The organism is Niveispirillum sp. FG148 (assembly GCF_057809655.1).
Genome location: NZ_JBMDKJ010000012.1, coordinates 1 through 25,656 on the forward strand (window position 1 = coordinate 1; position 25,656 = coordinate 25,656).

Below are 25,656 nucleotides of genomic sequence, written 5' to 3' on the forward strand. Positions count from 1 at the left end.
CTGCCTGCCGTGGCCGCATGACACAACCGGCCAGATAAGCCGGAGAGCGCGATGACAACGCCGCTCCTACACCACGCACGGGGACGTGATCCTGATGAATCTTTGCATTCTGGCTGAATGCCTAAAGATTCTAACGGATGCTGATCATGGGGACGTGATATGCGCGGATAGTATGCGCCCGGCGGTAACTCCATTTTATGCATGGTGAAAGGTGTTTTGGCGAACATTGGTATTCGCTGAAGTGCTTCATGTAAGCTCTCGTTAGAATTCAGAACAATCATCGATCGAGAATCTGGATTAGATAAGTCGACACGCACAGCTTTCGAGCCGTCGAAATGCCAGACCTGAGCGCCGTGGTCACTGGTCGTGCCGAAGAAATCGCCAGCATTTATCTGCTGGCCCCCCAACTCCTCGAGAACTGGGAGGCGCTGCGTCGGTCGTTTGGCGCCCAATGTCATGGATCGCAATTCCACCAGTTGGGAAGGCGTATTATTCCCTTAATACGGGGCAGTGCAAATCATTTCCTCAAGATTCTCGGCACTGCCTACTATTTCTCCTGAGTTTCGGAATGAAGGTTCACTGTGGGTCGCAAAGCCGCCACATCTATCTCCAGCACCCAAAATGGAACTCCCTCCATGCCCACCGACAGCCCCCCGCTCGCCCACTTCACCTTCATTGGTACCGTCATTGAATGGCGGGGGCCGGCGCCGTTCCTGTTCGTCGTACTGCCGCCGGACCGCGTGGAGGAGGTGCGGCATGCGGCGCGGCTGGCCTCCTATGGCTGGGGCGTTGTACCGGTGCAGGCAGCGGTCAACGGTGTCGCCTTCACTACCTCCCTGTTCCCCAAGGATGGCGGCTATCTGTTGCCGCTGAAGGTCGCCGCAAGGAAAGCGGCGGCGATCGGTCTGGGCGACGAGGTGACGGTGGAAATCCGGGTGGTGGCGAAGGGCGGTGCCCAGGGTTGGTTTGCCTGACAGGAACGTCGTGGCCCCTCCCCCTCACGCATCCAGATGGGCGCGGACCAGGGGGGTGACGTCTTCGGCATGGCCGCTGAACAGGCCGCCGGTCCAGGGCAGGTCCGTGACCTGGACGTTGGGGGCCATGCCGCGGGCCCGTGCCGTGACGGGCGACATGCTTTCCTGCGGGTTCAGGATCAGGACCGGCTGTTTCACCTGCCGCAACCCGCCGGCAAAATCATAGGCGAAGGCGGCGTCATGGCCCCAGCCGCGATGCAGCGGGTCGCGGTTCATTTCCCAGAACAGCTTCCAGGCCAGATCATCGCCCAGTTCCTGGCGCATACGCCCGAACTTCGCCCACAGTTCGGGCAGCTTGGCGGCGGCGGCATCCAGGCTGGCGGGGTGGCTGTCGGCCAGACGGGCCTTGTAATCGGCGATTTCCTGGGGCGTGAACAGCGGAGCGGAATGCAGCACAAGGCGCCGCACCGCCCCCGGCCGCTGCCGCGTCAGTTCCACCGCCGTGGCCGATCCCGTATGGCTGCCGACCAGATCCACCTGTTTCAGCCCCAGCGCATCCAGCAGGTCGACCATGGCCCCGGCGAAATCCGCGATGGTGGACGGCTGGGGCGGGCGGTCAGACAGGCCGAAGCCGGGATTGTCGGCGGCGATCACCATCCGGTCCGTGCCCAGCAGGGGTAGGAATCGGCTGAACCCCACGCCCGACCCCGGCGAGGCATGCAGGCACAGCACCGGCAGCCGCGCCGTCTTCACCGCCGGCTTCACGAACTGGTAATGGATCACCCCGAAACGACAGGGCGCCATGCCCTGCTGCATCCCGGCGCCGGCCGCTGCCGACCCTGCCTCCGCAGCCATGGCGGGTTGACCCGTCGCGGCCAATCCGGCAACGGCCATCCCGGTCAGCAGGCGGCGGCGGTCAACGGCATCGGCGGTCATGTTGCGTCTCTCCATCCAGGGTGGGATGGGGCAACCATGACCCACCCGTACCGCCCTGGTCCGCCCCACCCCACACGGTCACCGCTGTGCGGATAGCGTGCGCCCACACGCGGATAGCCTTCCCCGCGAATGGCCCACCCAAGTAAGGATTCAGTCCAGTACTTTCAACACCTTACGCATGCCCAGCGCCGTGGTCAGCACGGCATCGTCGGCGCGGTGCAGGTCGGCGACCGTCACTGGCCGTTCCAGGGCACGCCAGTTCTTCAGCAGGGCTGCGCGCATGGTGCCGGGCAGGGCGCCTTCGGAGACGGGCGGGGTGACCCAATGGCCGTCCAGCGACAGGAACAGGTTGGCGGCCGTGGCTTCGGCCACGCGGCCTTGGGTATTCAGCAGGATGGCATCGTCCGCCCCGCGCGCCGTCGCCTCCCGCCTTGCGATGATGCTGTCCAGGTAGTTCAGGGTCTTCAGCCGCGACAGGGGTGATTTCTCGTTGCGGCAGGTGGTGCGGGCGATGATCAGGCGGGCGGGCGGCGCCTCCGTCGGGAAGGGGCCGGCCGCCAGCATCAGGGTCGGGGTCGGATGATCTGGCCGGGGCAGGCCGCGCGGGGCGGGACCGGCCGTCAGGGTCAGGCGCACCGCCGCCTCATGCAACCCATTGGCCCCGACCAGGCCGGCGATGGCATCGTGCAGGACCATGTCGCCGTGGGGCAGGGGAATCCCCAGGAAGTCCGCCCCGTCGCGCAGGCGCTTCAGATGCGCATCCAGGCGCAGGGGCACGCCAGCCTTGACGGCGATGGTCTCGAACAACCCATCGCCCAGGGTCAGGCCCCGGTCATGGGCCAGCAGGGCCGGCTTGTCGGCGGCCACGAAATCCCCGTTCAGCCAGATCACGCTCATGCCGCCTGCTCCTCTGTCAATCCGATGGCGGGGGGCCAGGCCATGGCCGGGTCGAAGGCGGTCAGGATGGCCTTCGCCTTGGTCAGGCTTTCCTGATATTCGGCTTCCGGGTCGCTGTCGGCGACGATGCCGCCGCCGGCCTGCACCTGCACCCGGTCGCCGGCGATGGCGGCCGTGCGGATGACAATGGAACTGTCCATGGCCCCGTCCCAGCCGATCCACATCACCGACCCGCAATAGGCACCGCGCCGCGCCGGTTCCAGCTCATGAATGATCTCCATGGCCCGGATCTTGGGCGCGCCCGTGATCGACCCACCGGGAAAGCTGGCGCGCAGCAGGTCGACGGGCCCCAGGCCCGGCTTCAACTGCGCCGTGACCACCGAGGTCAGGTGATGGACCGTGCGATAGCTTTCCAGCCCCCACAGGCTGGGCACTCTGACGCTGCCGATGCGGGCCACGCGCGACAGGTCGTTGCGCAGCAGGTCGACGATCATCAGGTTTTCCGCCCGGTCCTTCTCCGACGCCAGCAGTTCGGCGGCCAGTTCGGCGTCGCGGACGGCATCGGCATGGCGGGGCCGGGTACCCTTGATGGGCCGGGTCTCGATGGCGCCATCGGCGGTCAGGGACAGGAACCGTTCCGGCGATCCCGACGCGATGGCCCGCCCGTCACCCAGGTTCAGGAAGGCGGAAAAGGGGGCGGCCGTGCGCGGGCGCAGGCGGCGATAGGCATCCCAGGCGGTCACACCCGGTCGCAGCCGGCCCAGGAACCGCTGGGTCATGTTGGCCTGATAGATGTCGCCCGCCCGGATGTAATCCAGGATGCGCGCCACCTTGGCCCGGTAGTCCGCGGGCGCCAGTTCGGCTTCCCAGCCGGGCCGGCGCAGCAGCCCGTCACCATGATCGCGGGCCAGCGCCGGGGCAGCCCGCAGCCGGTCGCGCAAGGCCCCGGCCAGACGCCGGGCCAGCGCCGGCCGCGCGGCTTCATCCGCCTCCCGCTCCGCCCCCGATATCACCCAGCCTTCCCCCGTTTCATGGTCCAGCACGGCCACCGTGTCATAAAGCCCGAAGGCCATGTCGGGCAGGTCCAGGCCTGTGGCGCGCGGGACGGGCAGCCGCTCCAGATACCGCCCCGCCTCATACCCGATGAAGCCGATGGCCCCGCCCGTGAAGGCGGGCAGGCCGGACAGGGAAGGGCGCTTGAACGGGGCCAGGGCGTTTTCCAGGGCGGTGAACGGGTCGGGGCCCGCCCCCGGCACCTCAATCCAGGCAAAGGGATCGGCGGCCAGGATGCTGTAGCGCGCGCGGCCGCCATCGGCCGCACCGCCATCCAGCAGCACGGAACCCTTCTGCCCCGCCAGCACGGCAAAGGCCGCCAGCAGGTCGGGCAGGGACAAAGGCAGAATATGGGGCAGGTCGGGCAGGCTCATGCGCGACACGTTAGCCGCGGCGGCCCGCTTCAACAATGGGCAGCGTAGGGGGCCCTGACTTCAGGGCGGGTCGACACCATATCATGGCGGCCCGACCTCACCCGTGGCGGCTGCGATTCCCCCCGCCTCTATCGTAACGGGGTTGTTTCGCGGCTGGCCGAACGGGGATCAAGCGGTTAGTCTGGCATCCTTGAGTTCAATTCGGATTGGGTCATGCGCATCATCCTGCGGGTTTTCGCCATCATCGGCTTCCTGTCGGTGCTTATCGTCGCCGGTTTCATCGGCCTGGGCATTCATTTCGCCAACCGGGCGCCGAAGCTGCCGGACAGCATCGTGCTGGAACTGGACCTGGATCAGCCCCTGTCGGAGGCCCCGGCCAACGACCCCATCTCCGGCCTGCTGGGGGAAAAGAAGACGACGGTGGAGGATGTGGTGCGCACCCTGGCGCGCGCCACCAAGGATGACCGCGTGAAGGGCATCATCGCCCGCACCGGTGACGCCCGCTATTCCTTCGCCGTGACGCAGGAACTGCGCGACAGCATCGCCAAGCTGCGCAAATCCGGCCGCTTTGCCATCGCCCATGCCGAAAGCTTCGGTGAGGGCGGCAATGCCATGCAGCCCTATTACCTGTCGACCGCCTTCGAACAGGTGTGGCTGCAGCCCATGGGCGATCTGGCCGTCACGGGCCTGCGCGCCGAAATGGCCTTCCTGCGCGGCACGCTGGACAAGCTGAAGGTGGAGCCGCAGTTCCGCAAGCGCGAGGAATACAAGTCCTTCGCGGAACAATATACGGAAACCGAACCCTCCCCGGCCAACCGGGAGGCGATGGATGCCCTGGTCGGCGACCTGTTCAACCAGTGGGTCACCGATGTGGCCCAGGCCCGCGGTGTCAACGAGGCGGCCGTGCGCGCCGCCGTGGACAAGGCCCCGCTGCTGGACAAGGACGCGGTGGAAGCCAAGCTGATCGACAAGCTGGCCTATTGGGACGAGGCGGTGGATTGGGCGCTGGACAAGGCCAAGACCGCCGGCGCCACGGGCAAGCCGGAACTGGTCGACCTGCATGATTACATGCGCTCGCCGCCGCCCGGCATCGACATGAATCTGGCTGACGCGCCCATGGTGGCCATCATCGTCGGCGAAGGCGCCATCATGCGCGGTGACAGCCAGTCCGACCCCTTCTCCGGGGACGAGGTGTTCGGTGCCGCCACCATCGCCGCCGCCTTTGACGAGGCGATCGAGAATGACAAGGTCAAGGCCATCCTGTTCCGCGTGAACAGCCCCGGCGGCAGCGCCGTGGCATCGGAGGTGGTGCGCCGCAAGGTGCTGAAGGCCAAGGCGGCCGGCAAGCCCGTGGTTATCTCCATGGGCGCCGTTGCGGCGTCCGGCGGCTATTGGGTGTCGATGGGCGCGGACCGCATCGTGGCCCAGCCGGCCACGATCACCGGCTCCATCGGCGTCATCGCCGGCAAGATGGTGACGCGCGGCCTGACCGACATGGTGGGCGTGAATTTCGAGGCCATCGGCCGTGGTGCCAATGCGGGCATGTGGTCGCCCAACACGCCCTTTACGCCGGAGCAGGAAGAACGTCTGAACGCCTTCCTGGACTCAACCTACGCCACCTTCACCCAGGGTGTGGCCGCGGGGCGCAACCTGCCGCTGGACAAGGTGAAGCAGATCGCCAAGGGCCGCGTCTATACGGGCCGCCAGGCCCTGGAACTGGGGCTGGTGGACAAGCTGGGCGGCTATGTGACCGCCATGGGCGAAGTGCGGTCGCTGCTGAAGCTGGCCGAAGATGCGCCTGTGACGGCCATCCGCCTGCCGCACAAGCGGTCGCAGTTCGAGGTGCTGATGAACCTGCTGTCGGGGGATACCCGCGTGTCGCTGACCGATGCCATGGCCGCGCGTGTCACGGCCCGGACGCTGGCCCCGCTGAAGCCCGCCATGACCACCCTGGCGCCCTATCTGCATGCCAACCAGGAAATGTCCGCCGCCATGCCGCCGGTGGTGGCGCACGGGTTCTGATCAGGGACAGTGCTGGAGACGATCTGTTCAGGCCCCGGCAGCGATCCGGGGCCTGTTTTCTTTCATTCCACGCAGGCTTCAGGCCAGCACAACGCGGTTGCGGCCTTCCAGTTTCGCGGCATAGAGCGCGCGGTCGGCGCGGACCAGCAACTGGTCCAGGCTTTCCCCGGACCGCAGGGCGGCGGCGCCGATGCTGACGGTCAGGTGGCGGCCATTGATGGCATCATTGCCGCTGCCCTCCACGGCGCTGCGCAGCCGCTCCGCCGCCAGGGCGGCCCCACCCGCATCGGTGTCGGGCAGCAGCACGGCAAACTCCTCCCCGCCTACACGGCCCATGGCATCCTGGTTGCGCAGCACGCCATGGCAGGCGTTGCAGAACAAGGTCAGGCTGCTGTCGCCCGCCGCATGGCCGAACTGGTCGTTGATGGCCTTGAAATGGTCGATATCCATCATCAGCAGCGACAGGGATGCGCCTGTCATGCCCGATCGGTGCCGTTCCGCCTCCGCCAGATCCATGAAGGCACGGCGGTTCAGCAGGCCGGTCAGGGGGTCGATACTGGCCAACTCGCGGAAATGCGTTTCCAGGCGCGCCCGCTCGGCCACCTCGGCCCGCAAACGCTGGTTCAGTCGGCGAAAGCGGGCCAGAACCAGGGCCACTGCCATTATCAGGACCAGCAACCCGGCCACGATGGCATAGAACCAGGTCAGATCTGGGCGCTGCTCGGGATTGTAGAGGAAGTCCGACAGGTCGAAATCACGCGGCATCAGGCCGGCCGCCGCGAAGCCCTCGGCAATATGGCGCCACCGGCCTGCATGCATATATCCGATCTCGACCATGTCGGGGATCATCAGCCGGGACATCTCCTCCGCCTCAAACGCCAGACGGGAGCGTTCCAGATGGGGCGCGTACCGGTCGAGGATCAGGTTGATGGCAACGCCCGGGTCGGCCAGTGCCGCCCGCCAGCCACGCAGGCTGGCCGCGCGGAAGGCGGCGACCACGGCCGGTGCCTCATGCACCAGCCGTTCGCTGGTGAAGATCGTATCACCATAGAAATCGATGCCGGCTGACCGCGGCGAAATCACCTGATAGGGAATGCCGACGACCCGCAGGTCGTAGGGTTCGCTGGTGGTATAGGCGGTCATGGCATCGACTTCGCCCCGGGCCAGCGGCTCCACCGACCCGTCATGGGGCAGGATGGTCAAGGCCGAGACCGGCACATGTTCCACCGCGAGATAAGCCAGCAGCTCGTCGGCATGGGTTTCCAGCATCAGCCGGTGGCCGGGCAGGTCATGCACATGCGACGGTCCCGTATCACGGCGGGTCAACAGCACGAAGGGCGAATGCTGCAACAGGGCCGCGATGGCCACAACGGGCTTTCCCCGCGCCCGTTCGACCAGCAGACCGGCGCTGCCAATGCCGAAATCCGCTTGGCCCGCGGTCACGCGTGCAACGGCATCAACCGTCGGCCCGCCCTCGATGATCTGCACATCCAGGCCGGCTTCGCGGTAATAGCCGCGCTCCAGCGCCATATAGAAGCCGGCGCCCTGGAACTGATGGGTCCATTTCAGCTGAAGCCTGACAGGGGTCAGATGGCCGGAATCGGCCCCCTGCGCCAGGGCGGGGAATGACAGGGTCAGCAGGAACAAGGCCAGCAGCCGGCAGGCCGTGACCAAGCAACCGGTACACGCCGGAACACGCATCCCTGTACGCATCAATGCCCCGCGGAGATTTCCGTTCAGGATATAACAGGAAAGACGTAACGCCTCCGCCCCAACTTGGCGCAAAAGGTTATGTCCCCTCCGGATCCAGCAGGCCCGCCGGCTCGGCCTTGTCGGGGTCGGGCTTGCCCATCACCTCGGCGCCCCAGTCGGCCACCAGCAGGCTGCGCCGCTCCTCCAGCTCCCGGATCCGGCTCTGGTTGCGCAGGGTGATGAAGGCCGCGACGATCTGCGGGATGAAAAAATACATCAGCCAGCCGATGGCCGCCGCGCCGAACATGATCAGCCAGGAGCCGGGGTCGGCCAGCATGCGCAGCGTCACCGCCATTTCGTGCCCCCGCTGCCACAGCCGGACCACGAAGGGGGCGACACCGCACAGGTTCATGGCCCCCACGGTGATGGCGGCCGACTTCTCCGGGTCGCGGTCGATCAGATAAGCAACAAAGGTGGGCGCCAGCCCGGCCAGGACCAGTACACTGGTCGGCATCATCATCAGCCCGGCCGGCGCCAGCAGCACCAGCAGCATGATGGCTCCACCGCCACCGCTGTTCCGCTGCCGTCCGCGTGCGCTCATGCCATCCTCAACATGTAGATGACCGTGCCGACCATGGTCAGCCCGGCGATGATGGAGGTGATGATTGCGGCGACCTGCCGGCCTGTGCCGTCGGCCATGCCGACCTTGTCGCCGCTGGCCTGACGCAGGCGCTCGATCTGCCGCGTCAGGCTCTCATACTGGCGCATGGCGGCCAGGAACCCTTTGTCATCGGCGCGGACGGCGTCGATATTGTCAACGATGCGCACCAGCCCGTCCAGCACGCCATCCTTGGCGACCTGGGTCACCTCCGCCTTGATGCGTTCCCGCGTCTCACGGTTCTTGAACCGCTTGAACACGGGTTCCATCAGGGCGACCAGCCAGCCGCACAGGTTGGGCACGCGGGCGGGACCGAAGCGATTCTGCACATCGGCCAGCACGGTGATCAGGGCGATCATGCGCCGGGCCGGGTCGTGCGGGTTGGACAGCGGCACCAGCAGCCGGTCGTTCAGCTTCTTGTGATGGGTGGTGATGAAGGCGGCCACATGGCGGTCCATCGGGTCGCGCCCCCGCGTGGGCCGGGTCGCCAGATGATCCAGGGCCATCAGCAGCTCGGCCATGGTCAGCACATAATAGTCGCGCAGCTGCGGTGACAGGCAGGGGCAGGCCGGCGCCATCTCATAGACGATGCGTTCGATACCGAAACCCATGCCGACATGTTCCAGCAGGGCCCGGTACCCGTCATACGCCTGGACCATGGGTACATATTCGGGACGGAATTCATGCTGACAGTTCACCCAGAAATGGGGGAACTGCGCCAGGATGAATTCGGCGAATGGCTGCGGCGACCGGTTCTGCCACATGGCCTCGGCCAGCGCCGGTCCCAGACCGTCGGGCAGGACGGAAAGGCCGCGATAGCGGATGGGCGCAGGCGGGTCCAACGCGATGGATACGCGTGTGACCACCTTGTCTTCCTGGCTGGCACCGCGACCGCCCGCCGCGGCAGAGGTGATGGCGGCCTGCATGGCCTCGGCCCGCGCCTCGTCGCCGACGGAACGGCGCACCCATTTTTCCACATCCCCGCGCTCGATGACGCTGGCAGCGGCGGCACTGTTCCGCGACAGGGCGCGAGACAGCGCCCGGCAATGCATCAGTTCCTCACCCTGGAACTCGAACGGGCGCGCGCCACGGCGCGGTATCTGGGGCTGTTTGGGTGACAGGCGCCTGCCTTGCAGCCACAGATCCAGGTCCGACAGCGACCAGCGCTGGCGTGGATCATCCGTCATCAGGCCGCGCAGCGGCTCTGTCAGGCTTTGCGGCAAGCGAATCTGGCTGGTCAGGGCCGGATAGGTGCCCCGGTCCATCTTCAGCTTCAAGATCGCATCATCATCCAGATCAACCAGCGGGTTGCGGCCCAGATGCATGACCAGCAGCGACACCCCCAGGGCGTAGAGATCGTCGCCAATGGTGCCGGGGCCGCGACCGGACGGCTGGGCCATGCCGCGCTCGATCGTTTCCACCAGGATGGGTTGGCCAAATCCCATGGGCGCGGAAAGACAGTCGCCGATGATCAGATTGGGTGTGGCCGGGTCCTTGTAGAACAGGTTGGTCGGCCGGATGCCGCCGCAGGTGAAGCCGCGCGCATTCATCTCCCGCAGCGCGAACAGCAGGCTGGGCATGATGGTGCGGACGATCAGGTCGTCGCTCACCGGGTCGCGGTTCTCGCTCAGGTCCTGCATGGCCCGGCGTCCACCGGGGCGCTCGTAGATCAGGACGAAGCGCTTGCGCCCCTCGGCTGTCCAATCGACAGTACCCCAGTCCAGCAGGCGCATGACATTGGGGTTCTCCACCGTCCGGAACGTGCCCATCACATCGATGCGGGCGGGCACCGGCTGGTCGGTGACGATGGCGAACGCCTCTGTCCGCCGGTCGCGCGTCAGGCGGGCGGCGAATGCCGCGCCACCGGGCGAATCCAATGCTGGCAGGGGTGTCCCGGGCATGATCTCGCAGCGCCCACCCAGGTCGACGGGCGCCCCGGACAGAACCTCCGCCAGACCGGACCGGACGGGGCCGGTCGGCTGTTCATCTGTGGCGGCGCTGCTGGCCATGGGGGTATCGAACTCCGTCTGCGGGGGCGGTGTGGGGAACCGCGCGGCGATCATCGCAAACCGCTCGCGTTTGCACAATGCCAGCCAAAAGAGGCATGTCCATTACCCGAATGTTCGGGTCGATCACTCGCGATGGCGCAAATCCAGGATCCGCGCAGCGCACAGGGGGCGGTAATAAAAGAAGCCCTGGCCATAATCGCAGCCCGCGGCCGCCACCGCCACCAGCTGACGCAGATGCTCGATCCCTTCCACCACGGTCCGCATGCCCAGATGGTGGGCCAGTTCGGTGATGAAGCGGATGATGGACGCTTGCCGTTCATTGCGCAGAATATTGTCGACGAAGCTCTTGTCGATCTTAAGGGTCGTGACCGGACAGTCGACCAGCATGGACAGGCCCGAATGGTCGCGGCCGAAATCATCGATCGCGATGCCGAAGCCCTCCTGGCGGATGCGCCGGACCTCGGCCATGGCGGCGGCATCGGTCAGCAGCCCCTCAGTGATCTCCAGTTCCACCCGCGCGCGGTCCAGCCGCAGGCGCTGGCATTCATCGGTCAGGATGTCCAGGACCGGCGTGGTGCAGGGATCCGCGTGCAGCTGCACGGGGGAAATGTTGATGGACATGGCGATGTCCTGCCCCTTCTCGCGCCATGCGGCCTGCTGGCGCAGGGACTCCCGGATCAGCCATTCGCCGATGGGCACGATGGCACGGGTCTGTTCGGCCACCGGGATGAACTCTGACGGCCCCACCTTGCCCAGTTCCGGGTGGTTCCAGCGCATCAGCGCCTCCACCCCCATGACAAGGCCCGTCTGGATGTCGATCTTCGGCTGGTAGAGCAGGGACAGGCCACCGCCGCCCCGGCTGGTCCACAACCCATCCTCAATGGCGCGGCTGCGGGCCAGACGATTACGCAGGTCCGCGGCGAACAGCCCGACCGTGCGGTTGCCGGCAACGGCATCGCTGCGGGCGATGCGTGCGGCCATCACCAGCATGTCCATGTTCTCGGCGGCGTCCGGATAGGCGGCGACGCCGCAGGTGATGGACAGGTGGAAGGAAGTCCGGGCGAGGACGAGGGGCGCCTCCAGCACCCGCAGCAGGGTCGAGAGGTCACTTTCCCCCTGTGGCAGCAGAGCGGCGAAACGTTCGCTGTCGAAGCGAGCCAGTAACGCATCGCTGCCGAAGGCCAGTTCCAGGCGGCGACGGATGGCGTTCAGCAGTTCCAGGGCGGATTCGAAGTCCAGGCGTGACACCAGCCCTTCGTAATTCCTGATTTCGATGAACACCACATGCGGGCGATCGCCCGCCGCCACCATCAGCGGCAGCAGCCGGTTGCCTTCCTTGATAAAGCCGTTCTTGTTGTACAGCCCGGTCATCGGGTCCCGCAGCAATGTCGGCGCGTCGGTAGCCACGCTGGACAGCGCGTGCTTGATGGCGTCATAGCTGTCGATGGCCGACATGGTTCACCCGATCTCATATGAGGCGGATTTTGACAAGAATTTATGTAATTACTAGTTATACGAAAGGCTGTGATGGTGATTCAGGGAGATGCAATCGATTCAATTTAATGGTTAATCAATAATTAATATTATTGTCGTGACAAAAAATTAAAATTAACCTTTGGAGAATCTCGTGCAATTCTCGAAACGAAGGTAAGTTTTAGGTGTGGATGCGCCGATTGACCGCCGTAAATCCCATTGGCGGTCAGTGACAGGAGGCAGCTTGGATGTGCAGGCGCCGATCCACGCCCGGATCAGGTCTTGTGACGCAAGTCCGGGATCTGGTTGCCATTCATGGGCCGGTAGTAGAAATAGCCCTGGCCGTAGTCGCAGCCTGCCTCTGCCAGCAGGACCAGTTGCTGCAAATGTTCGATCCCTTCCACCACGGTCTTCATGCCCAGGCGCTTGGCCAGGCCCACGATGAAATGGATCACGGTCTGCTGACGGTCGTTATCGGTGAGATTGTCGACAAAGCTCTTGTCGATCTTCAGTGAGGTGGCGGGGCAATTGACCAACATGGACAAGGCGGAATGATCGCGTCCGAAATCGTCGATAGCGATGCCGTAACCGGCAGCGCTGATATTGCCCACCTGCTCCATCACCGTCCGGTCGCTCAACAGACCTTCCGTGATCTCCAGTTCGACCAGGTGCCGCGCCAGGTCCAGCCGGGTGCATTCCTGGGATAGGATTTCAAGGACGCTGGGCCCTTCGCAATCCGGCTGCAGCTGCAAGGGGGACACATTGATCGACATGCCGATATGCAGCCCCTGTCGCGCCCATTGCGCCTGCTGACGCAGGGCCTCACGCGTCAGCCATTCACCCAGGGGGACGATGGTCCGTGTCCGCTCCGCCAGGGGAATGAACTCGGTGGGGGAGATGGGGCCCAGTTCGGGGTGCCGCCAGCGCAACAGCGCCTCCACCCCCACGACCGCACCATCGGAAATATCGACCTTCGGCTGATAGACCAGGGACATGCCGTGACCGGAGCGACAGTACCAGAGCCCGTCTTCCAATGCCCGTTGCCGGGCCATCCGCTGTTGCAGATCCGCTGCGAAGAACCCGAAGCGGTTTCCGGCACGCAGGGCGTCGTTTCGCGCCGTGCGGGCGGCCATGATCAGCATGTACATGTTGTCGGCCGCGTCGGGATAGCTGGCGACGCCGCAGGTCAGCGACAGGTAGATCGTGGTCGACCGGATCAATAACGGCGCTTCCAGCACCTGCACCAGCCCGGCAATGTCATGATCGACCCGGGGCACCAGGATGGCAAAACGTTCGCTGTCGAACCTGGCCATCATCACATCCTCGCCGAAGGCCCCTTCCAGCCGCTGGCGGACGATGTTCAACATCTGCACCGAATCTTCGAGACCCAAGCGGGAGACCAGGCCTTCGTAATCATTCAGCTCGATATAGATGACCGTTGGCTCGTGCCCGGCGGCGGCCATCTTGCGAAGAGCCTGGTCCCCGGCGAACACGAAACCGAAATTGTTGTAAAGACCGGTCAGGGGATCGCGCTGGACATTGGCGAGGCTATGGTCTCCTCGGCCCGGATCCGTGAACGCATTCACTAATGTACTGACGGTATTCATTGCACACCTTCACATCCCCACATCTGGAATATTAGGAAGGTCCTGTCCAAAATGCAGTCGTCCGGACGGTTAGGTTTCCAAGGTTCCATTCGGTGCATGTGCGGAATCGTGCTTACCTTATGAAATATTGTGACGGCAGCCGGATAATCTTCCACCGCCGACATGGGTATTGCCGAATTTCGCGCCGCCCCTGGGGAAGGGGGCGGGTGTCAGGCGGCGCCGTCACCGTGCGCCGCTTCCACGCGCAGAAGGGCACCGTCAACGCCGGTGACACGGACATGGGTGCCGGCCGGCATGTCGGTGGTTGCCGACACGCTCCATATCCCGTCCCCGATGCGGGCGCGCCCCTTGCCGTTGATCACCGCCTCCGCCAGTGTCACCGTCTGGCCCAGATATTGTTCCCCGCGCCGGTTCAAGGTGCCGGAGAGAATGTCAACGGGTTCCGCTCCGCCGAACCGCCGTGACAGATACCAGCTGGCGACGGCCATGCCCCCGAACAGGACCAGCTGCCAGGCCGGGGCAGGGTCGGTCAGCAGCGTCACCATGCCGACCAGGGCCGCCGCCCCCGCCACCCACAGAAAAGCAGCGCCGGGCAGGAACATCTCCAATGCCGCCAGCACCAGCGCCAGACACCACCAATACCAATACAGGATGCGGACATTTTCCATGGCGCTCCTCCTCAGCCGTTCGCATCGCCCCAGGGCAGTGGCTTGGCGGCTTCAATCTTGGCCAGCTTGTCGGCGAGGTTCCCGGTGCCTGCTGACGGAACGGTTTCCGTCGGCCGCTTCGACACCGTCCTTGCGGATTGCGGCTTTGGTGCCGGCGGCGGCGGCGGTGGCGGGGCGGACCCGTCGGGGCGGCCCCCGAACGCGTCTTTTGCCAATTCGGCCAGCCCACCCAGCGATCCGATCACGCCCGTGGCTTCCATCGGCATGAACATGATCTTCTGGTTGGGGCTATGGGCGAATTCCTTGAACGTCGTCAGATATTGCTGGGCGACGAAATAGTTGATGGCCTGGACATTGCCTCCCGCGATGGCGTCCGACACCATGCGCGTGGCGGCCGCTTCGGCCTCTGCGGCACGTTCGCGTGCCTCGGCGTCGCGGAAGGCGGCCTCTCGCCGGCCCTCCGCCTCCAGGATCGCGGCCTGCTTCTGGCCCTCGGCCTTCAGGATCGCAGACTGCCGGGCGCCCTCGGCCTCCAGGATCAGGGCGCGGCGGTCACGTTCCGCCTTCATCTGGCGGGCCATGCTGTCCACCAGGTCGCGCGGGGGCTGGATGTCGCGGATTTCGATGCGGGTGACCTTGATGCCCCAGGGCTGCGTCGCCTCATCGACCACATGCAGCAGCTGGGCATTGATGCGGTCGCGCTGGGACAGCAGTTCGTCCAGGTCCATGGACCCCATGACCGTCCGGACATTGGTCATGGTCAGGTTAAGGATGGCCAGTTGCAGCTGGTTCACCTCGTACGCAGCGCGGGCGGCGTCCAGCACCTGGAAGAAGACAACGCCATCGACCGTGACCATGGCGTTGTCTTTGGTGATGACCTCCTGGCTGGGCACGTCCAGCACGGTCTCCATCATGTTCATCTTCGCGCCAAGGCGATCCACGAAGGGGACGATGAAATGCAGGCCCGGCCGCAGCGTGTGGGTATAGCGACCGAACCGTTCGACCGTATATTCCATGCCTTGCGGTACGGTCTTGATACCGGCATAGGCCAGCAGGATGCCGAAAAGCGCGACGATGGCGGCGAAGATCTGAATTTCCATTATTGCCCCTTCCCCCCTTGAACAAGGACCGACAGCATCGCATGTGGGTTGGGTGGAACGCGAGCGCAAGTAGGGTTGCGCAACCATCAAATTTTCAACCGCAGGGCCGCCGGCGCGGGCGTGCTTGCGGCTGACCCGCTGGCACCTTACCCTGCGACCCGTTCCGTCATTCCCCTGGCAAGGATGCCCAATATGTCGCGTCGTCTGCTTGCGCTGATCTTCTCCCTGGCCCTGGTCCTGCCCGTTGCCGCGCAGGAGGTGGTGGGGGAGTTCAGCAATGACTGGACCGGCAATGAACTGGACATCACGGCCTTCGCCGATCCCAAGGTGAAGGGTGTCACCTGTCACATCGTTGATTTCGACCGTTCGGTCTGGGATCGTCTGTCCAAGGGCAACTGGTTTGAGGATCCGTCCAACGCCTCCATCGCCTGCCGGCAGACGGGTGCCATCAGCATCGGCGACATCGAACTGTCGAAGCGGGGCGAGGAAGTCTTCTCGGAGCGCAAGAGCCTGATCTTCAAGTCGATCGCCGTGCGCCGAATCTATGATCAGGCCAATGACACGTTGATCTATGTCGTCTACAGCCGGCAGGTGAAGGATGCATCAGCCAAGATGTCCATCACCTCTGTCCCTCTGTTCGGGGCCAATCCTACCTGGGAAAAGGGCAAGCCGCGCTGATCTCATAGTTTTCAATAAAATCCATTCGGAATTTCAAAGCACTGGTTGGTGGGCAGATAAAGGCTCGCAGCCTCGGTGCCGGCCGTCTCCGCCCAGAGCATGGCAGGTTTCCCTGCTCATACGATAGGGTTAATCCATTATTTATTTTGTCGACCAGTGAGTGTTATATAGCTTTGTCCAAAGGACGAGCCATGCTCCAAAATGGGGAAACGGGGATTATGTGGATGTCCAGCCTGACCAGTGGCGGGCGCGGCGGAGCTATTGGCCGGCGTCTGAATTTTGAAGTACACAGCTTCAAGGTCGATCATTGGGTGATCGAAGATACCCTGGCGACCGAAGAGGACGCGCGGGCACTGGCGAACAAGCTGCTGCCCAACCGTGATGGCGTACGGATCGTCCGTGATTTCATGGGCGTCCCTGGCAAGCCGGCCACGGAAACGATCATCTTCTCCGAGATGCGGGAGCAGAAGGGCAAGACCATCACGGTCCAGCCGATCGAAGACAGCCCCGTCTGCACCGATACTCCCGATTATCTCCAGGCGGAAAGCCGTCAGACCATCTCCAAGCTGCTGCGTCAGTATCTGGAGGACAAGGCCCTGACCGCGTCGGAGCTGCTTTACAATGCGGCGGAGATGAAGCGGGCCATCAATTTTGAAAATCTGATCCCTGTGGCCGTGGGCCGCGTGGCCAGCATCCAGGGCAAGGTGACCGGCCAGGATGTGCGCGAACGCCGCGACCTGATCTATTCCAGCCTGACCGATCTCCGGGCCAAGGCGGAGAGTGCGCAGAAGAAGGCCAGCTTCAGTCCCAAACAGGATGGTTTCCGCGGCGCCCTGGACAAGGTGGAAGCGCTGTGCGGTGACGACGTGGCGGAGGCGGATTACCTGTCCAAGGTCATCCTCTGTCGCGATCTGGTGCAGATCCGCAACTTGCTGGGCAAGGTGGAATGGCTGCTGGAGACGGCGGGCGATGCACAGTCGAACAAGCCGGCCCATGTCAGCATCATTGACACGCTGGTCGCCGATGCCAGCAGCTTCCCGTCGGTCATTCAGGACCTGCTGGGCCGGCAGCCTGACCTGGGCACGGCGCTGATGCGCATGCTGGACCTGCTGGAAGGCACGTTTGAGCCGTCGGAACGGGAGATGGCGCCCCCTATTTCGAAGGTGTTGAGCCAATGGCTGGGCCTGGGCCACGCGCCGCAGACCTGGCAGGTGGTGTTCGAAGGTTTCGTGCGCAGCCTGCGCGGGACGGCACCGTTGGCCCGCGATCCCGATCGCAACCGGGCGCACCTGTCGGCGCTTCTGGGCCGGGTGGTCACGCCGTCCGGCCTGTATGGCGGGGCCAAGATGGCAGATGCCCTGACCATGGGTTATCTGCGCTTCATCGAACAGGGTGGCGGCGAGGGGCGGCGCCTGTCGATCGAAGGTGTCATGGGCATGCTGCCGACTGTGCGCGACCGCGCCCTCTATCTGGCCGAACTGGCGGCCGGCGATGTTGGTCAGCGCGAAATGGAAACGGTGGTCGCGCGGCTGCGCCCCCTGCTGTCCACCGACCGCGAAGTCAATACCATGGTGGGCCTGCAGGTCCCCCTGAAGCCCAAGATGCAGGCCATGGCCTCGCTCTATACGGCGGTGCAGAAATCCGGTCTGCCCGACGATGTGCGGCCTGTGCTGGCCGACCGGGTGGATGAGATCGTGACCGCCTATATCGTCAATTCCAAGGTGATCGAACGGTTGGACGATCCGTCGGCCACCCTGCGCATCCGCGCCACGCGGCTGATGCAGTTCGCCGCCAACGACGTCCTGTCCAGTCCCAAGGCCCGTAAGATGGTGCGCGACCAGATTGTCGGCCACCTGCGTCAGCCCAACTTCGACGGCAAGTTTGTCGAAGGTCTGAACACCCCGCAGGAACAGGCCAACGCCCTGCGACAGTTCTACGGTCTGCTGCGTCAGGCGCAGTTCATGTAATGCCGTCGGTCATAATTCATGACTGATGGTACGGCGGCGACCGCCGCCGCGCCGCTTATGCGGCGTCGCAAGGCCTACGGATGGCAGGTGCCGCTGGTATGAATGGCGTCATGGGGGCGGCTCCCCGCCGCCCAGGCGTCGCCACAGGTGGTAGCCGGCCGGCGCCAGCAGGATGATGATCATGATGCGTACGATGTGGTGCGTGGCGACAAAGGCCGCATCCACATGCAGTGACAGGGCCACCAGGCTCATTTCCGCCAGCCCGCCCGGCGCATAGGCCAGGATCAGGGCAGGAAGGCTGAGGCCGGTTGCCAGATGCAGGCCGACCGCCATCGCCACCGTCACCGCCAGCAGCACCAGGGTCAGACCGGCTGCAACAAGGGCGGTGTGGGCGATGCGCATGATCGGGATGCGCACGAAGCGGCCACCGATGCCGGCCCCGATGACGATCTGGGCGATGGCGACCAGGATGCCGGGCGGCTTTCCCTCCATCAGCCCTGTCAGGTGCAGGCCAGCCGACAGCAGCATGGGTCCGACCAGGATCCCTGCAGGCACGCGCAGCCGGTGGGCCACGGGCGCACCCGCGAAGCACAGCAGCATCATGACGTAATCCCGCAAGGCCAGTTCGCCCGGATAGGGTCCCAGGCCGTGCAGGCTCCAGTCCCGTCCAGCCGGGTCGTAGCCGGGCAGGGCCTGGAAGGCGAAAGGCACGGTCATGACCACCAGCATGATGCGCAGACTGTGGCCCAGTGCGATGGTGCGGTCGTCGCCGCCCATGGCGCCGCCCATCATCACCATTTCGCTGAAACCGCCGGGCACGGCCGTGAAATAGGCCGTGACTCCGTCGAACCGCGCCACCCGCTTCAGGAACATCCCGCCGATCAGGGCGGCCACGGCGATATAGACGGCCAGCCCGGCCAGACTGACCGACCATTCCCCCAGATGCGACAGCAAGGACGGTGTGAACGCGCTGCCCAGCATGATGCCCAGGACGATGACCAGCATGTCGCGCAGCGGTGTGGGCACATAGATGCGTGTGCCTGCCATGGCCGCGATGGTCGTTGCCACCATGGACCCGATCATGAAGGCCAGCGGCATATGCAGGCGGAAGCAGAGATAGCCGCCGCCCGCGCCCAATACCATGGCGGTGCCGAAGCCTGTCCAGTCCAGCCGGCGCCAGGATGGCGGCATCATGGCCTGAACCGTCCCAGCCGCACGGCCGTCTGTCCGCGCATGGGCACGCGTGCGGGCATGATCATCACACAGTCGTCATGGGACGTCAGCAGAAGGCGGCCGGCCTCCTCCGCGAAGGCGGTGCCGGCGGTGGGAATGACATCCATGCCTTGGTAATCCTTCAGGAAACGGAACGGCTCTGCTGCCACCGTAACGGTTTGCGTTATGGCCACAAGCCGAGGGGCGGACGGCGGTGCGGATGGCAGCCATGGTGCCAGCGCGTGGGGGGCAACCACGCCCGTCACCGCCAGGAACCGGGCGGTCGTCTCAAGGGCCACGGTGGCGCTGGCCCGATCTTCGTGCCGGCCGCATTCGGCCAGCAGGGCGGTCGGCCCCTCGGTCCCGTCGGTGAAGCGGGGATGGTCGATCAGGCGCAGGCCGCCGGCGTGGCCGGCATCGGTCACGATGATGGACGGAAACCCCACTGCCAGGGCAAGCGCCGCCGCGCGGGTCGACCGGCCGGCCAGCATCAGGGGGATGCGGTCATATTGCATGGAATGCAGGTCCAGCAGCAGATCCGCCGTGGCGAAATGCGGCCATAATGCCGCGGCCCTGCGCCGTTCCGCCGATGAAGCGTTCCCGTCCGCCAGCAGGTCGGGTGACCAGACTCGATTCATGTCCTCGTCCAGATAGCGGGACAGGATGGGAAAGTTGGGGTCGAACTGGGCGAACGCCTCCACATTGGCGAAGCTGAAGGACAGGGAACCCCGCATGGGGCGGATGCCGGCAGACAGCATGGCGGCAACGGCTACCGCGCCGCACATTTCATTCCCATGCATCAGGGCATTGACGACGACATGGGGCCCGGGCACGGCGCTGTCGAAACGATGGACGAAGGGAATGCCGGTATTGCCCTGTGCATAGGGTGACAGGTCCGGTGGCCACAGATCGTCGGGGCCCAGGGGATTGATGCGCACCAGCCTCCTCCTCCTCACCGGCTCGCCCGGCGCCGGACCTGGATGTCCGTTCTGCTGCACCCGCGAGAAGGGCTGGCATTCCGCGCCGGCTATCGACGTTCGACCTCACCTTCTGTATAGAATCCAAGTCATTTCGATGAAAGAGCGGTTTCGTTCGTGTGCCGTCTTGCATCGTTGGGTATGGGGTAACGGGGACGCGCCGATGAGTCTGGTGATCGACGATGTGGTCGTCCGGCATGACCCGGTTGGATCGGCTATCCCGCTGCTGTTCGACAGTCCGCACAGCGGCACGCGCTATCCCGAGGATTTCAATTTCGTCTGCCCCTTCCCCCTGCTGCGTCAGGCGGAGGATACACATGTGGACGAGCTGTTCGGCATGGTCCCCGACATGGGCGCCACATATCTCTGCGCCCTGTTTCCGCGTTCCTATATCGACGTGAACCGCGCGCCGGACGATATCGATCCGTCCATGCTGGAAGGAAGCTGGCCCGGCCCGACCAAACCGACGGGCAAGAGCCTGGCGGGCATGGGGCTGGTGCGTTTCCTGTGCCGGCCCGGCGTGCCCATGTATGATGGACGCCTGCCCGTGTCGGTCGTGCAGGATCGGCTGGAAAATTACTGGCGCCCCTATCACGAACTGCTGTCGGAATCGCTGGACGCACTTCATGCCCGGTTCGGGGCCGTCTACCACGTCAATTGCCATTCCATGCCGTCATTCATCATCGGTCCGGACCGCCAGTCGCCCGATTTTGTCATCGGCGACCGCGATGGCACCACGGCGGAGCCCGGCTTTACCCGTCTGGTGGCCGCGACCCTGCGGGGCATGGGCTACAATGTGCGGATCAACGACCCTTACAAGGGGGTGGAACTGGTCCGGCGTTATTCCGTGCCGACACGCGGGCGCCATTCGATCCAGCTGGAGGTCGACCGTCGGCTGTATATGGACGAGGAAACGCTGGAACCCCATGCCGGCTTCCAGGAACTGCGCGCCAATCTGACCCGTCTGGTCGATGTTCTGCGCGACTATGTGCTGGACTGCACGGCCCGGCTGGCGGCCGAGTAGGGTTACCTGCAGTCTGGCGTTTGAGCGCGGGTCAGGGCGCGAACTGTTCCTTCAGGATGCGCTCTTCCAGCGCCAGTTCCGGATCGAACAGCAGGGTACAGGCGACCTTCCTGTCCTCCCTGATGACGACGCGGGTGACGTCGCGCACTTCCGTGAAGTCCGCCACGGCGCTGACGGGGCGCTTGGACTGTTCCATCACATCGAACTGGATGCGGGCCGTGTGCGGCAACAGCGCGCCACGCCAGCGGCGGGGCCGGAAGGCGCTGATCGGGGTCAGGGCCAGGATGTCGGCGCCCAGGGGCAGAATGGGCCCGTGGGCCGACAGATTATAGGCCGTGCTGCCGGCCGGCGTGGAAACAAGCGCCCCGTCGCAGGTCAGTTCCGCCAGGCGCTCCCGCCCGTCGACACTGATGCGCAGCTTGGCAGCCTGGCGCGTCTCGCGCAGCAGGGACACTTCGTTGAAGGCAAGGCCTTCCAATTCCTCGCCATTGGCCGTGGTCGCAGTCATGCGCAAGGGGTGCAGCACGACACGCTGCGCCCGCATCAGGCGGCGGGTCAGCCCATCCTCGCTATAATCGTTCAGCAGAAAACCGACGGAGCCGCGGTTCATGCCATAGACCGGTACGCCGCGGAACAGGTAGCGGTGCAGGGTTTCCAGCAGGAAGCCGTCGCCCCCCAGCGCCACGATGATCCCCGCTTCCTCCGGGGGAACACCGGCATAGCGCTCAGAAAGCCGTTCGCGTGCGGCGCGTCCCTCCGGCGTGTCGGTGGCGACGAAGGCAAGCGGCACAGGCGTCTGTTGCAAGGCAATGATCCCGGTAGCACAGGGTGGAACGCAGCTTAACCGATGCGACGGCGTGGGGCCAAGCCGGTCGTCAGCCGCCCGTCACGCTCATATGCCGGCCCACGGCCGCCGCGCGGTCCCGGCCGATGACGAAATCATGGCCCTTGGGCTTGGCACGGATGGCCGTGCGGATGGCGTCGGTCAGCAGCCCGTCATCGGCGCTGGCCCGCAAGGGGGCCCGCAGGTCGGCTGCATCCTCCTGCCCCAGGCACATGTAAAGGGTGCCGGTGCAGGTCACCCGCACCCGGTTGCAGCTTTCGCAGAAATTATGGGTAAGCGGCGTGATGAAGCCCAGCCGCCGCCCCGTTTCCCGCACGGTGACATACCGCGCAGGTCCCCCCGTGCGGTGGGTGCTGTCCATCAGGGTCCAGCGCTTCTCCAGATCGGCGCGGACATCGCGCAGCGACAGGAACTGTTCCTCGCGGACGGCCCCGCCGCCATTGCCATCCATGTCGCCCAGCGGCATGACCTCGATCAGGGTCAGATCGAAACCCTGTTCCCCGCACCAGCCCAGCATATGGTCCAGTTCACCGTCATTGACGCCCTTCAGCGCCACGGCGTTGATCTTCACTTCCAGCCCGGCGCGCCTGGCGGCTTCCAGCCCGTCCAGCACCTGGGCCAGCCGGCCCCAGCGGGTGATGGCGGCGAAACGGTCGGCATCCAGCGTGTCGATCGACACATTGATGCGGCGCACGCCGGCGGCGCGCAGATCGTCGGCATAGCGGGCCAGCTGGCTGCCATTGGTGGTCAGCGTCAGCTCGTCCAGCGCGCCGGACCGGACATGCCGGCCCAGGCTTCGGATCAGTTCCATGATATTGCGCCGGACCAGCGGTTCGCCCCCCGTCAGGCGCAGCCGGCGTGTCCCCATGGCGACGAAGGCCGAACAGAGCCTGTCCAGTTCCTCCAGCGACAGGATGTCGGCCTTGGGCAGGAAGGTCATGTCTTCCGACATGCAGTAGACGCAGCGGAAATCGCAGCGATCGGTCACCGACACGCGCACATAGGTGATGGCGCGTCCAAACGGATCGATCAGGGGGGCAGACGGGGTGGCGACTGTCATGGTTCGACGGATATAGCGCCTTTGGCTGGCCCGTCCAAGGCCGCCCACACGAAAGATGCAGCACGCGGCCTTGTTTTAGCCACCGCCGCCTGGAACATTGTATGTTAACGGAACTGCAAGCGGCCCGCCGCGCCCAACCACCAACCCGTTCCTGACGAGACGGATCCAGAGAGCATGCGCAAGATCGCCGTAACCCTGTCCGTGGTACTGCTGCTGGTGATGGCGGCGGCCGTGGCCCTGCCCTTCCTGGTGCCGGTGGGCGCCATCGTGGCGCAGGTGGAACGGGAAGTGGAGGCAACGACGGGCCGGGCCTTGACCATCGGCGGCCGTGTCGACCTGTCCTATTTCCCGTCGATTGCCGTGACGGCGGACGATGTGCGCTTCGCCGGCATCCGGCAGGGCGAGGATCTGCTGCGGGTGAAGCGCATGGCCGTGCGCCTGCGCCTGATGCCCTTGCTGCGCGGCAAGGCGGAGGTGGAGAAATTCGTCCTGACGGAGCCGTTCATCGATCTGACAGTCGATCGGCAGGGCAAGCCCAACTGGGATATCAGCATGGCCCCGGCCGCGGCATCGGCTGCAGACGCTCCGCCCAAAGGCGCAGGCCTGATGGCCGACCTGTCGCTGTCGGATGTGGAGGTGGTGAATGGCCGCCTGCGCTATGCCGATGCTCGCACGGGGCTGGTGCGCGAGGCGACGGCGGTGGATGTCACCCTGTCGCTGCCGGCCCTGGATTCGCCCATGACGCTGGAGGCCGGGCTGCTGCTGAACGGCACCAGGGTGGTGCTGGATATGGGCATTGATCCGGTGCGGCCGCTGCTGGCCGGCGGCGGGTCCGCATTGACCCTGCGGTTGGCCGGTGCCGGGTCCCAACTGGACGTGAAGGGCCGGGTGGAACGCAAGGGAGAGGCGCCGCTGGCACTGGCGGGCGATCTGTCGCTGTCCATCGCTTCACTGGCCGACCTGATGCGGGCGACAGCGGGCGGCCCGCCGCCCTCGCTGCCTGTGGACAAGCTGTCGATGACGGCGCGCCTGACCGGCACGCCGGCCCGGCTGGGGTTGGGCGGGATGAAAGCCACGGCCGGTGACCTGACGGCCAGTGGCGACCTGTCGATCCGCCTGGATGGGGCGCGGCCGGCCCTGGCCGGCACGGTGTCGCTGCCCCGGCTGGAGATGGATCGCTATCTGTCGGCGTCGCCGGCGACCCCCGACGCTGCCGCCTCGCCGCAGACGGGACCCGGCGGGTGGAGCAAGGAACCGATCGACCTGTCGGGCCTGAAATCGGCGGACCTGGACCTGACCCTGCGTCTTGCCGGCCTGGTGGTGAAGGGAGTGGAGGCGGGGGCGACTACCCTGACGCTGAAGCTGACCGATGGACGGCTGCAGGCGGGGCTGGCCGACACGCCTGTGTTCGGCGGAACGCTGGGCGGAAAGCTGACCCTGGACGGTGCGCGCCAGACGGTCAATCTGGGCCTTCAGGCGACGGCGAAGGGTGTGCAGGCCGAACCGCTGCTGACCCATATGGCCGATTTCACGCGCCTGTCGGGCCGTACCGACGGCAGCCTGGATATCCACGCCGCCGGCGCCAATCAGCAGGATCTGATCGGCAGCCTGAATGGCAGGGGGGATGTCGTCTTCCGCGATGGTGCCGTGAAGGGCGTCAATCTGGCGCAGGTGATCCGCAGTGCCATCGGCCAGGGCAGTGCGGAGCTCCCGCAGACCGACTTTGCCGAAATGGGCGGCACCTTCACCCTGACCGACGGCATCGCCGCTACCGACGATTTCCACCTGCTGGCCCCGCTGTTGCGTGTGGCGGGCAAGGGCAATGTCAATCTGCCGGGGCGGCGCGTTGACATGCGTCTGTCCACGAAGCTGGTGGCCAGCCTGGAAGGGCAGGGGACGGCGAAGCCCGATGCCGACGGCATCACCATTCCCGTCCGCGTCCGCGGCACCTTCAGCGACCTGACCTACACCCCCGACCTGTCGGCCGCGGCCAAGGCCGCCTTGAAGGATCCGGCCAAGGCCAAGGAACAGCTGAAGAAGCTGAAATCCAAGGAGGGGGCCAAGTCACTGCTGCAGGGCGTGCTGGGCGGCAAGAAACAATAGGGTCCGGTCGGCGTCCCAGCGGACGCCGCCGCCAGCGCTCGCAGTGCTGCGACTCACGCCACCGCGTCCGGATCGATGATGTCGAGCCGGACGGCGGCGATGTTGATCAGCAACTTGCCCGCATGCTCGAAATTGACAGTCACGCGTGTGCCGATGACGGACTGAACCTGTCCCAGGCCCCAGTCAGGCTGGCCGGGGTGGCGGACGAAGGCGCCGGGCGTCAGGAATTCTTCCATTTGTCGGGTTCCAGCGGGGGAAGGATTTGCCCTATCCTATACCAGTTCCGGTCGGGCCCGTGACCGGCGGATGTGGGGCTGGGGCATTTGGG

General features: G+C 65.3%; 22 protein-coding genes. 6 read left to right on the forward strand and 16 right to left on the reverse strand.

Translation table 11 applies throughout. The features are described from left to right. Positions 1–458: hypothetical protein (locus tag ACODTW_RS14050; protein WP_488946646.1), on the reverse strand; the 458-nt coding region annotated here is incomplete at its 3' end. A gap of 177 nt (positions 459–635) precedes the next feature. Between ACODTW_RS14050 and ACODTW_RS14055 the strand changes: the two genes are divergently transcribed. Next, positions 636–974 (forward strand): DUF1905 domain-containing protein, encoded by a 339-nt coding sequence (locus ACODTW_RS14055; RefSeq protein WP_488946647.1) that lies wholly within the window; start codon positions 636–638, stop codon positions 972–974. Positions 975–998: 24 nt separating this feature from the next. On the opposite strand, the gene ACODTW_RS14060 is transcribed toward ACODTW_RS14055, so the two are convergent. The 3 genes from ACODTW_RS14060 to pabB all read right to left on the reverse strand — a co-directional run bounded on the left by ACODTW_RS14060 (position 999) and on the right by pabB (position 4,234). Then, the gene (locus ACODTW_RS14060; RefSeq protein WP_488946648.1) at positions 999–1,910 is read right to left on the reverse strand and encodes an alpha/beta fold hydrolase; all 912 of its coding nucleotides are present in this window, start codon (positions 1,908–1,910) and stop codon (positions 999–1,001) included. Between the two features lie 150 nt (positions 1,911–2,060). Next, entirely contained in the window at positions 2,061–2,807 is a 747-nt protein-coding gene (locus tag ACODTW_RS14065) for an aminotransferase class IV (RefSeq protein ID WP_488946649.1), read from the reverse strand. After that, on the reverse strand, positions 2,804–4,234 hold the full coding sequence (pabB, locus tag ACODTW_RS14070; protein WP_488946650.1) for an aminodeoxychorismate synthase component I: 1,431 nt from the start codon (positions 4,232–4,234) through the stop codon (positions 2,804–2,806). Before pabB ends, ACODTW_RS14065 begins: the two co-directional genes overlap by 4 nt. 213 nt (positions 4,235–4,447) lie before the next feature. Here pabB and sppA point away from each other — a divergent pair, with 213 nt between their 5' ends. Beyond that, positions 4,448–6,256 (forward strand): signal peptide peptidase SppA, encoded by a 1,809-nt coding sequence (gene sppA, locus ACODTW_RS14075; RefSeq protein WP_488946651.1) that lies wholly within the window; start codon positions 4,448–4,450, stop codon positions 6,254–6,256. A gap of 78 nt (positions 6,257–6,334) precedes the next feature. Here sppA and ACODTW_RS14080 read toward each other — a convergent pair whose 3' ends face one another. The 7 genes from ACODTW_RS14080 to ACODTW_RS14110 form a co-directional block, all read right to left on the reverse strand. Further along, positions 6,335–7,957, reverse strand: a complete 1,623-nt coding sequence (locus ACODTW_RS14080; protein WP_488946652.1) for an ABC transporter substrate-binding protein — start codon at positions 7,955–7,957, stop codon at positions 6,335–6,337. Positions 7,958–8,045: 88 nt separating this feature from the next. Continuing rightward, positions 8,046–8,549 (reverse strand): hypothetical protein, encoded by a 504-nt coding sequence (locus ACODTW_RS14085; protein ID WP_488946653.1) that lies wholly within the window; start codon positions 8,547–8,549, stop codon positions 8,046–8,048. Then, positions 8,546–10,669 carry a serine/threonine-protein kinase gene (locus tag ACODTW_RS14090; protein WP_488946654.1) on the reverse strand — a complete coding sequence of 708 codons (2,124 nt, stop codon included), beginning with the start codon at positions 10,667–10,669 and terminating at the stop codon, positions 8,546–8,548. Before ACODTW_RS14090 ends, ACODTW_RS14085 begins: the two co-directional genes overlap by 4 nt. Positions 10,670–10,738: 69 nt before the next feature. Next, positions 10,739–12,070 carry a putative bifunctional diguanylate cyclase/phosphodiesterase gene (locus tag ACODTW_RS14095; RefSeq protein ID WP_488946655.1) on the reverse strand — a complete coding sequence of 444 codons (1,332 nt, stop codon included), beginning with the start codon at positions 12,068–12,070 and terminating at the stop codon, positions 10,739–10,741. A 293-nt stretch (positions 12,071–12,363) separates the two neighbouring features. Further along, entirely contained in the window at positions 12,364–13,674 is a 1,311-nt protein-coding gene (locus ACODTW_RS14100) for a putative bifunctional diguanylate cyclase/phosphodiesterase (RefSeq protein WP_488946656.1), read from the reverse strand. Positions 13,675–13,904: 230 nt separating this feature from the next. Then, positions 13,905–14,363 (reverse strand): NfeD family protein, encoded by a 459-nt coding sequence (locus ACODTW_RS14105; protein WP_488946657.1) that lies wholly within the window; start codon positions 14,361–14,363, stop codon positions 13,905–13,907. Positions 14,364–14,374: 11 nt separating this feature from the next. Next, complete coding sequence (locus ACODTW_RS14110) at positions 14,375–15,463, reverse strand: SPFH domain-containing protein (protein WP_488946658.1); 1,089 nt, start codon at positions 15,461–15,463, stop codon at positions 14,375–14,377. 192 nt (positions 15,464–15,655) lie between these two features. Between ACODTW_RS14110 and ACODTW_RS14115 the strand changes: the two genes are divergently transcribed. Both ACODTW_RS14115 and ACODTW_RS14120 read left to right on the forward strand, forming a co-directional pair. Then, positions 15,656–16,141 carry a CreA family protein gene (locus ACODTW_RS14115; protein ID WP_488946659.1) on the forward strand — a complete coding sequence of 162 codons (486 nt, stop codon included), beginning with the start codon at positions 15,656–15,658 and terminating at the stop codon, positions 16,139–16,141. Between the two features lie 224 nt (positions 16,142–16,365). Next, positions 16,366–18,108, forward strand: coding sequence for a hypothetical protein (locus tag ACODTW_RS14120; RefSeq protein WP_488946660.1), 1,743 nt, complete (start codon positions 16,366–16,368; stop codon positions 18,106–18,108). A 108-nt stretch (positions 18,109–18,216) separates the two neighbouring features. On the opposite strand, the gene ACODTW_RS14125 is transcribed toward ACODTW_RS14120, so the two are convergent. Both ACODTW_RS14125 and ACODTW_RS14130 read right to left on the reverse strand, forming a co-directional pair. Continuing rightward, on the reverse strand, positions 18,217–19,302 hold the full coding sequence (locus ACODTW_RS14125; RefSeq protein WP_488946661.1) for an AbrB family transcriptional regulator: 1,086 nt from the start codon (positions 19,300–19,302) through the stop codon (positions 18,217–18,219). Then, positions 19,299–20,258, reverse strand: a complete 960-nt coding sequence (locus ACODTW_RS14130) for a M14 family metallopeptidase (protein ID WP_488946662.1) — start codon at positions 20,256–20,258, stop codon at positions 19,299–19,301. The genes ACODTW_RS14125 and ACODTW_RS14130 overlap by 4 nt, the downstream gene beginning before the upstream one ends. Before the next feature lie 202 nt (positions 20,259–20,460). On the opposite strand from ACODTW_RS14130, the gene ACODTW_RS14135 reads away from it, so the two are divergent. Continuing rightward, complete coding sequence (locus tag ACODTW_RS14135; RefSeq protein ID WP_488946663.1) at positions 20,461–21,321, forward strand: N-formylglutamate amidohydrolase; 861 nt, start codon at positions 20,461–20,463, stop codon at positions 21,319–21,321. 31 nt (positions 21,322–21,352) lie between these two features. Here ACODTW_RS14135 and ACODTW_RS14140 read toward each other — a convergent pair whose 3' ends face one another. Continuing rightward, a complete protein-coding gene (locus ACODTW_RS14140) occupies positions 21,353–22,126 on the reverse strand; it encodes an NAD kinase (protein WP_488946664.1) in 774 nt (257 codons plus the stop codon). Between the two features lie 70 nt (positions 22,127–22,196). Next, positions 22,197–23,225 carry a GTP 3',8-cyclase MoaA gene (gene moaA, locus ACODTW_RS14145; protein ID WP_488946665.1) on the reverse strand — a complete coding sequence of 343 codons (1,029 nt, stop codon included), beginning with the start codon at positions 23,223–23,225 and terminating at the stop codon, positions 22,197–22,199. Positions 23,226–23,399: 174 nt separating this feature from the next. Between moaA and ACODTW_RS14150 the strand changes: the two genes are divergently transcribed. Next, positions 23,400–25,328: an AsmA family protein gene (locus tag ACODTW_RS14150; protein WP_488946666.1), complete on the forward strand. Its 1,929-nt coding sequence runs from the start codon at positions 23,400–23,402 to the stop codon at positions 25,326–25,328. Between the two features lie 53 nt (positions 25,329–25,381). Here ACODTW_RS14150 and ACODTW_RS14155 read toward each other — a convergent pair whose 3' ends face one another. Continuing rightward, entirely contained in the window at positions 25,382–25,564 is a 183-nt protein-coding gene (locus ACODTW_RS14155; RefSeq protein ID WP_488946667.1) for a DUF3553 domain-containing protein, read from the reverse strand. Positions 25,565–25,656 lie beyond the last annotated feature (92 nt).

Excerpts from the sequence above, each read along its gene's own strand:
- ACODTW_RS14155 (WP_488946667.1), bottom strand. The coding sequence starts at position 25,564 with ATGGAAGAATTCCTGACGCCCGGCGCCTTCGTCCGCCACCCCGGCCAG.
- ACODTW_RS14085 (WP_488946653.1), bottom strand. The coding sequence starts at position 8,549 with ATGAGCGCACGCGGACGGCAGCGGAACAGCGGTGGCGGTGGAGCCATC.
- ACODTW_RS14060 (WP_488946648.1), bottom strand. The coding sequence starts at position 1,910 with ATGACCGCCGATGCCGTTGACCGCCGCCGCCTGCTGACCGGGATGGCC.
- ACODTW_RS14065 (WP_488946649.1), bottom strand. The coding sequence starts at position 2,807 with ATGAGCGTGATCTGGCTGAACGGGGATTTCGTGGCCGCCGACAAGCCG.
- ACODTW_RS14115 (WP_488946659.1), top strand. The coding sequence starts at position 15,656 with ATGTCGCGTCGTCTGCTTGCGCTGATCTTCTCCCTGGCCCTGGTCCTG.
- moaA (WP_488946665.1), bottom strand. The coding sequence starts at position 23,225 with ATGACAGTCGCCACCCCGTCTGCCCCCCTGATCGATCCGTTTGGACGC.
- ACODTW_RS14150 (WP_488946666.1), top strand. The coding sequence starts at position 23,400 with ATGCGCAAGATCGCCGTAACCCTGTCCGTGGTACTGCTGCTGGTGATG.
- ACODTW_RS14055 (WP_488946647.1), top strand. The coding sequence starts at position 636 with ATGCCCACCGACAGCCCCCCGCTCGCCCACTTCACCTTCATTGGTACC.
- ACODTW_RS14110 (WP_488946658.1), bottom strand. The coding sequence starts at position 15,463 with ATGGAAATTCAGATCTTCGCCGCCATCGTCGCGCTTTTCGGCATCCTG.
- ACODTW_RS14120 (WP_488946660.1), top strand. The coding sequence starts at position 16,366 with ATGTCCAGCCTGACCAGTGGCGGGCGCGGCGGAGCTATTGGCCGGCGT.
- ACODTW_RS14105 (WP_488946657.1), bottom strand. The coding sequence starts at position 14,363 with ATGGAAAATGTCCGCATCCTGTATTGGTATTGGTGGTGTCTGGCGCTG.
- sppA (WP_488946651.1), top strand. The coding sequence starts at position 4,448 with ATGCGCATCATCCTGCGGGTTTTCGCCATCATCGGCTTCCTGTCGGTG.
- ACODTW_RS14090 (WP_488946654.1), bottom strand. The coding sequence starts at position 10,669 with ATGATCGCCGCGCGGTTCCCCACACCGCCCCCGCAGACGGAGTTCGAT.
- pabB (WP_488946650.1), bottom strand. The coding sequence starts at position 4,234 with ATGAGCCTGCCCGACCTGCCCCATATTCTGCCTTTGTCCCTGCCCGAC.
- ACODTW_RS14125 (WP_488946661.1), bottom strand. The coding sequence starts at position 19,302 with ATGATGCCGCCATCCTGGCGCCGGCTGGACTGGACAGGCTTCGGCACC.
- ACODTW_RS14095 (WP_488946655.1), bottom strand. The coding sequence starts at position 12,070 with ATGTCGGCCATCGACAGCTATGACGCCATCAAGCACGCGCTGTCCAGC.
- ACODTW_RS14135 (WP_488946663.1), top strand. The coding sequence starts at position 20,461 with ATGAGTCTGGTGATCGACGATGTGGTCGTCCGGCATGACCCGGTTGGA.
- ACODTW_RS14080 (WP_488946652.1), bottom strand. The coding sequence starts at position 7,957 with ATGCGTGTTCCGGCGTGTACCGGTTGCTTGGTCACGGCCTGCCGGCTG.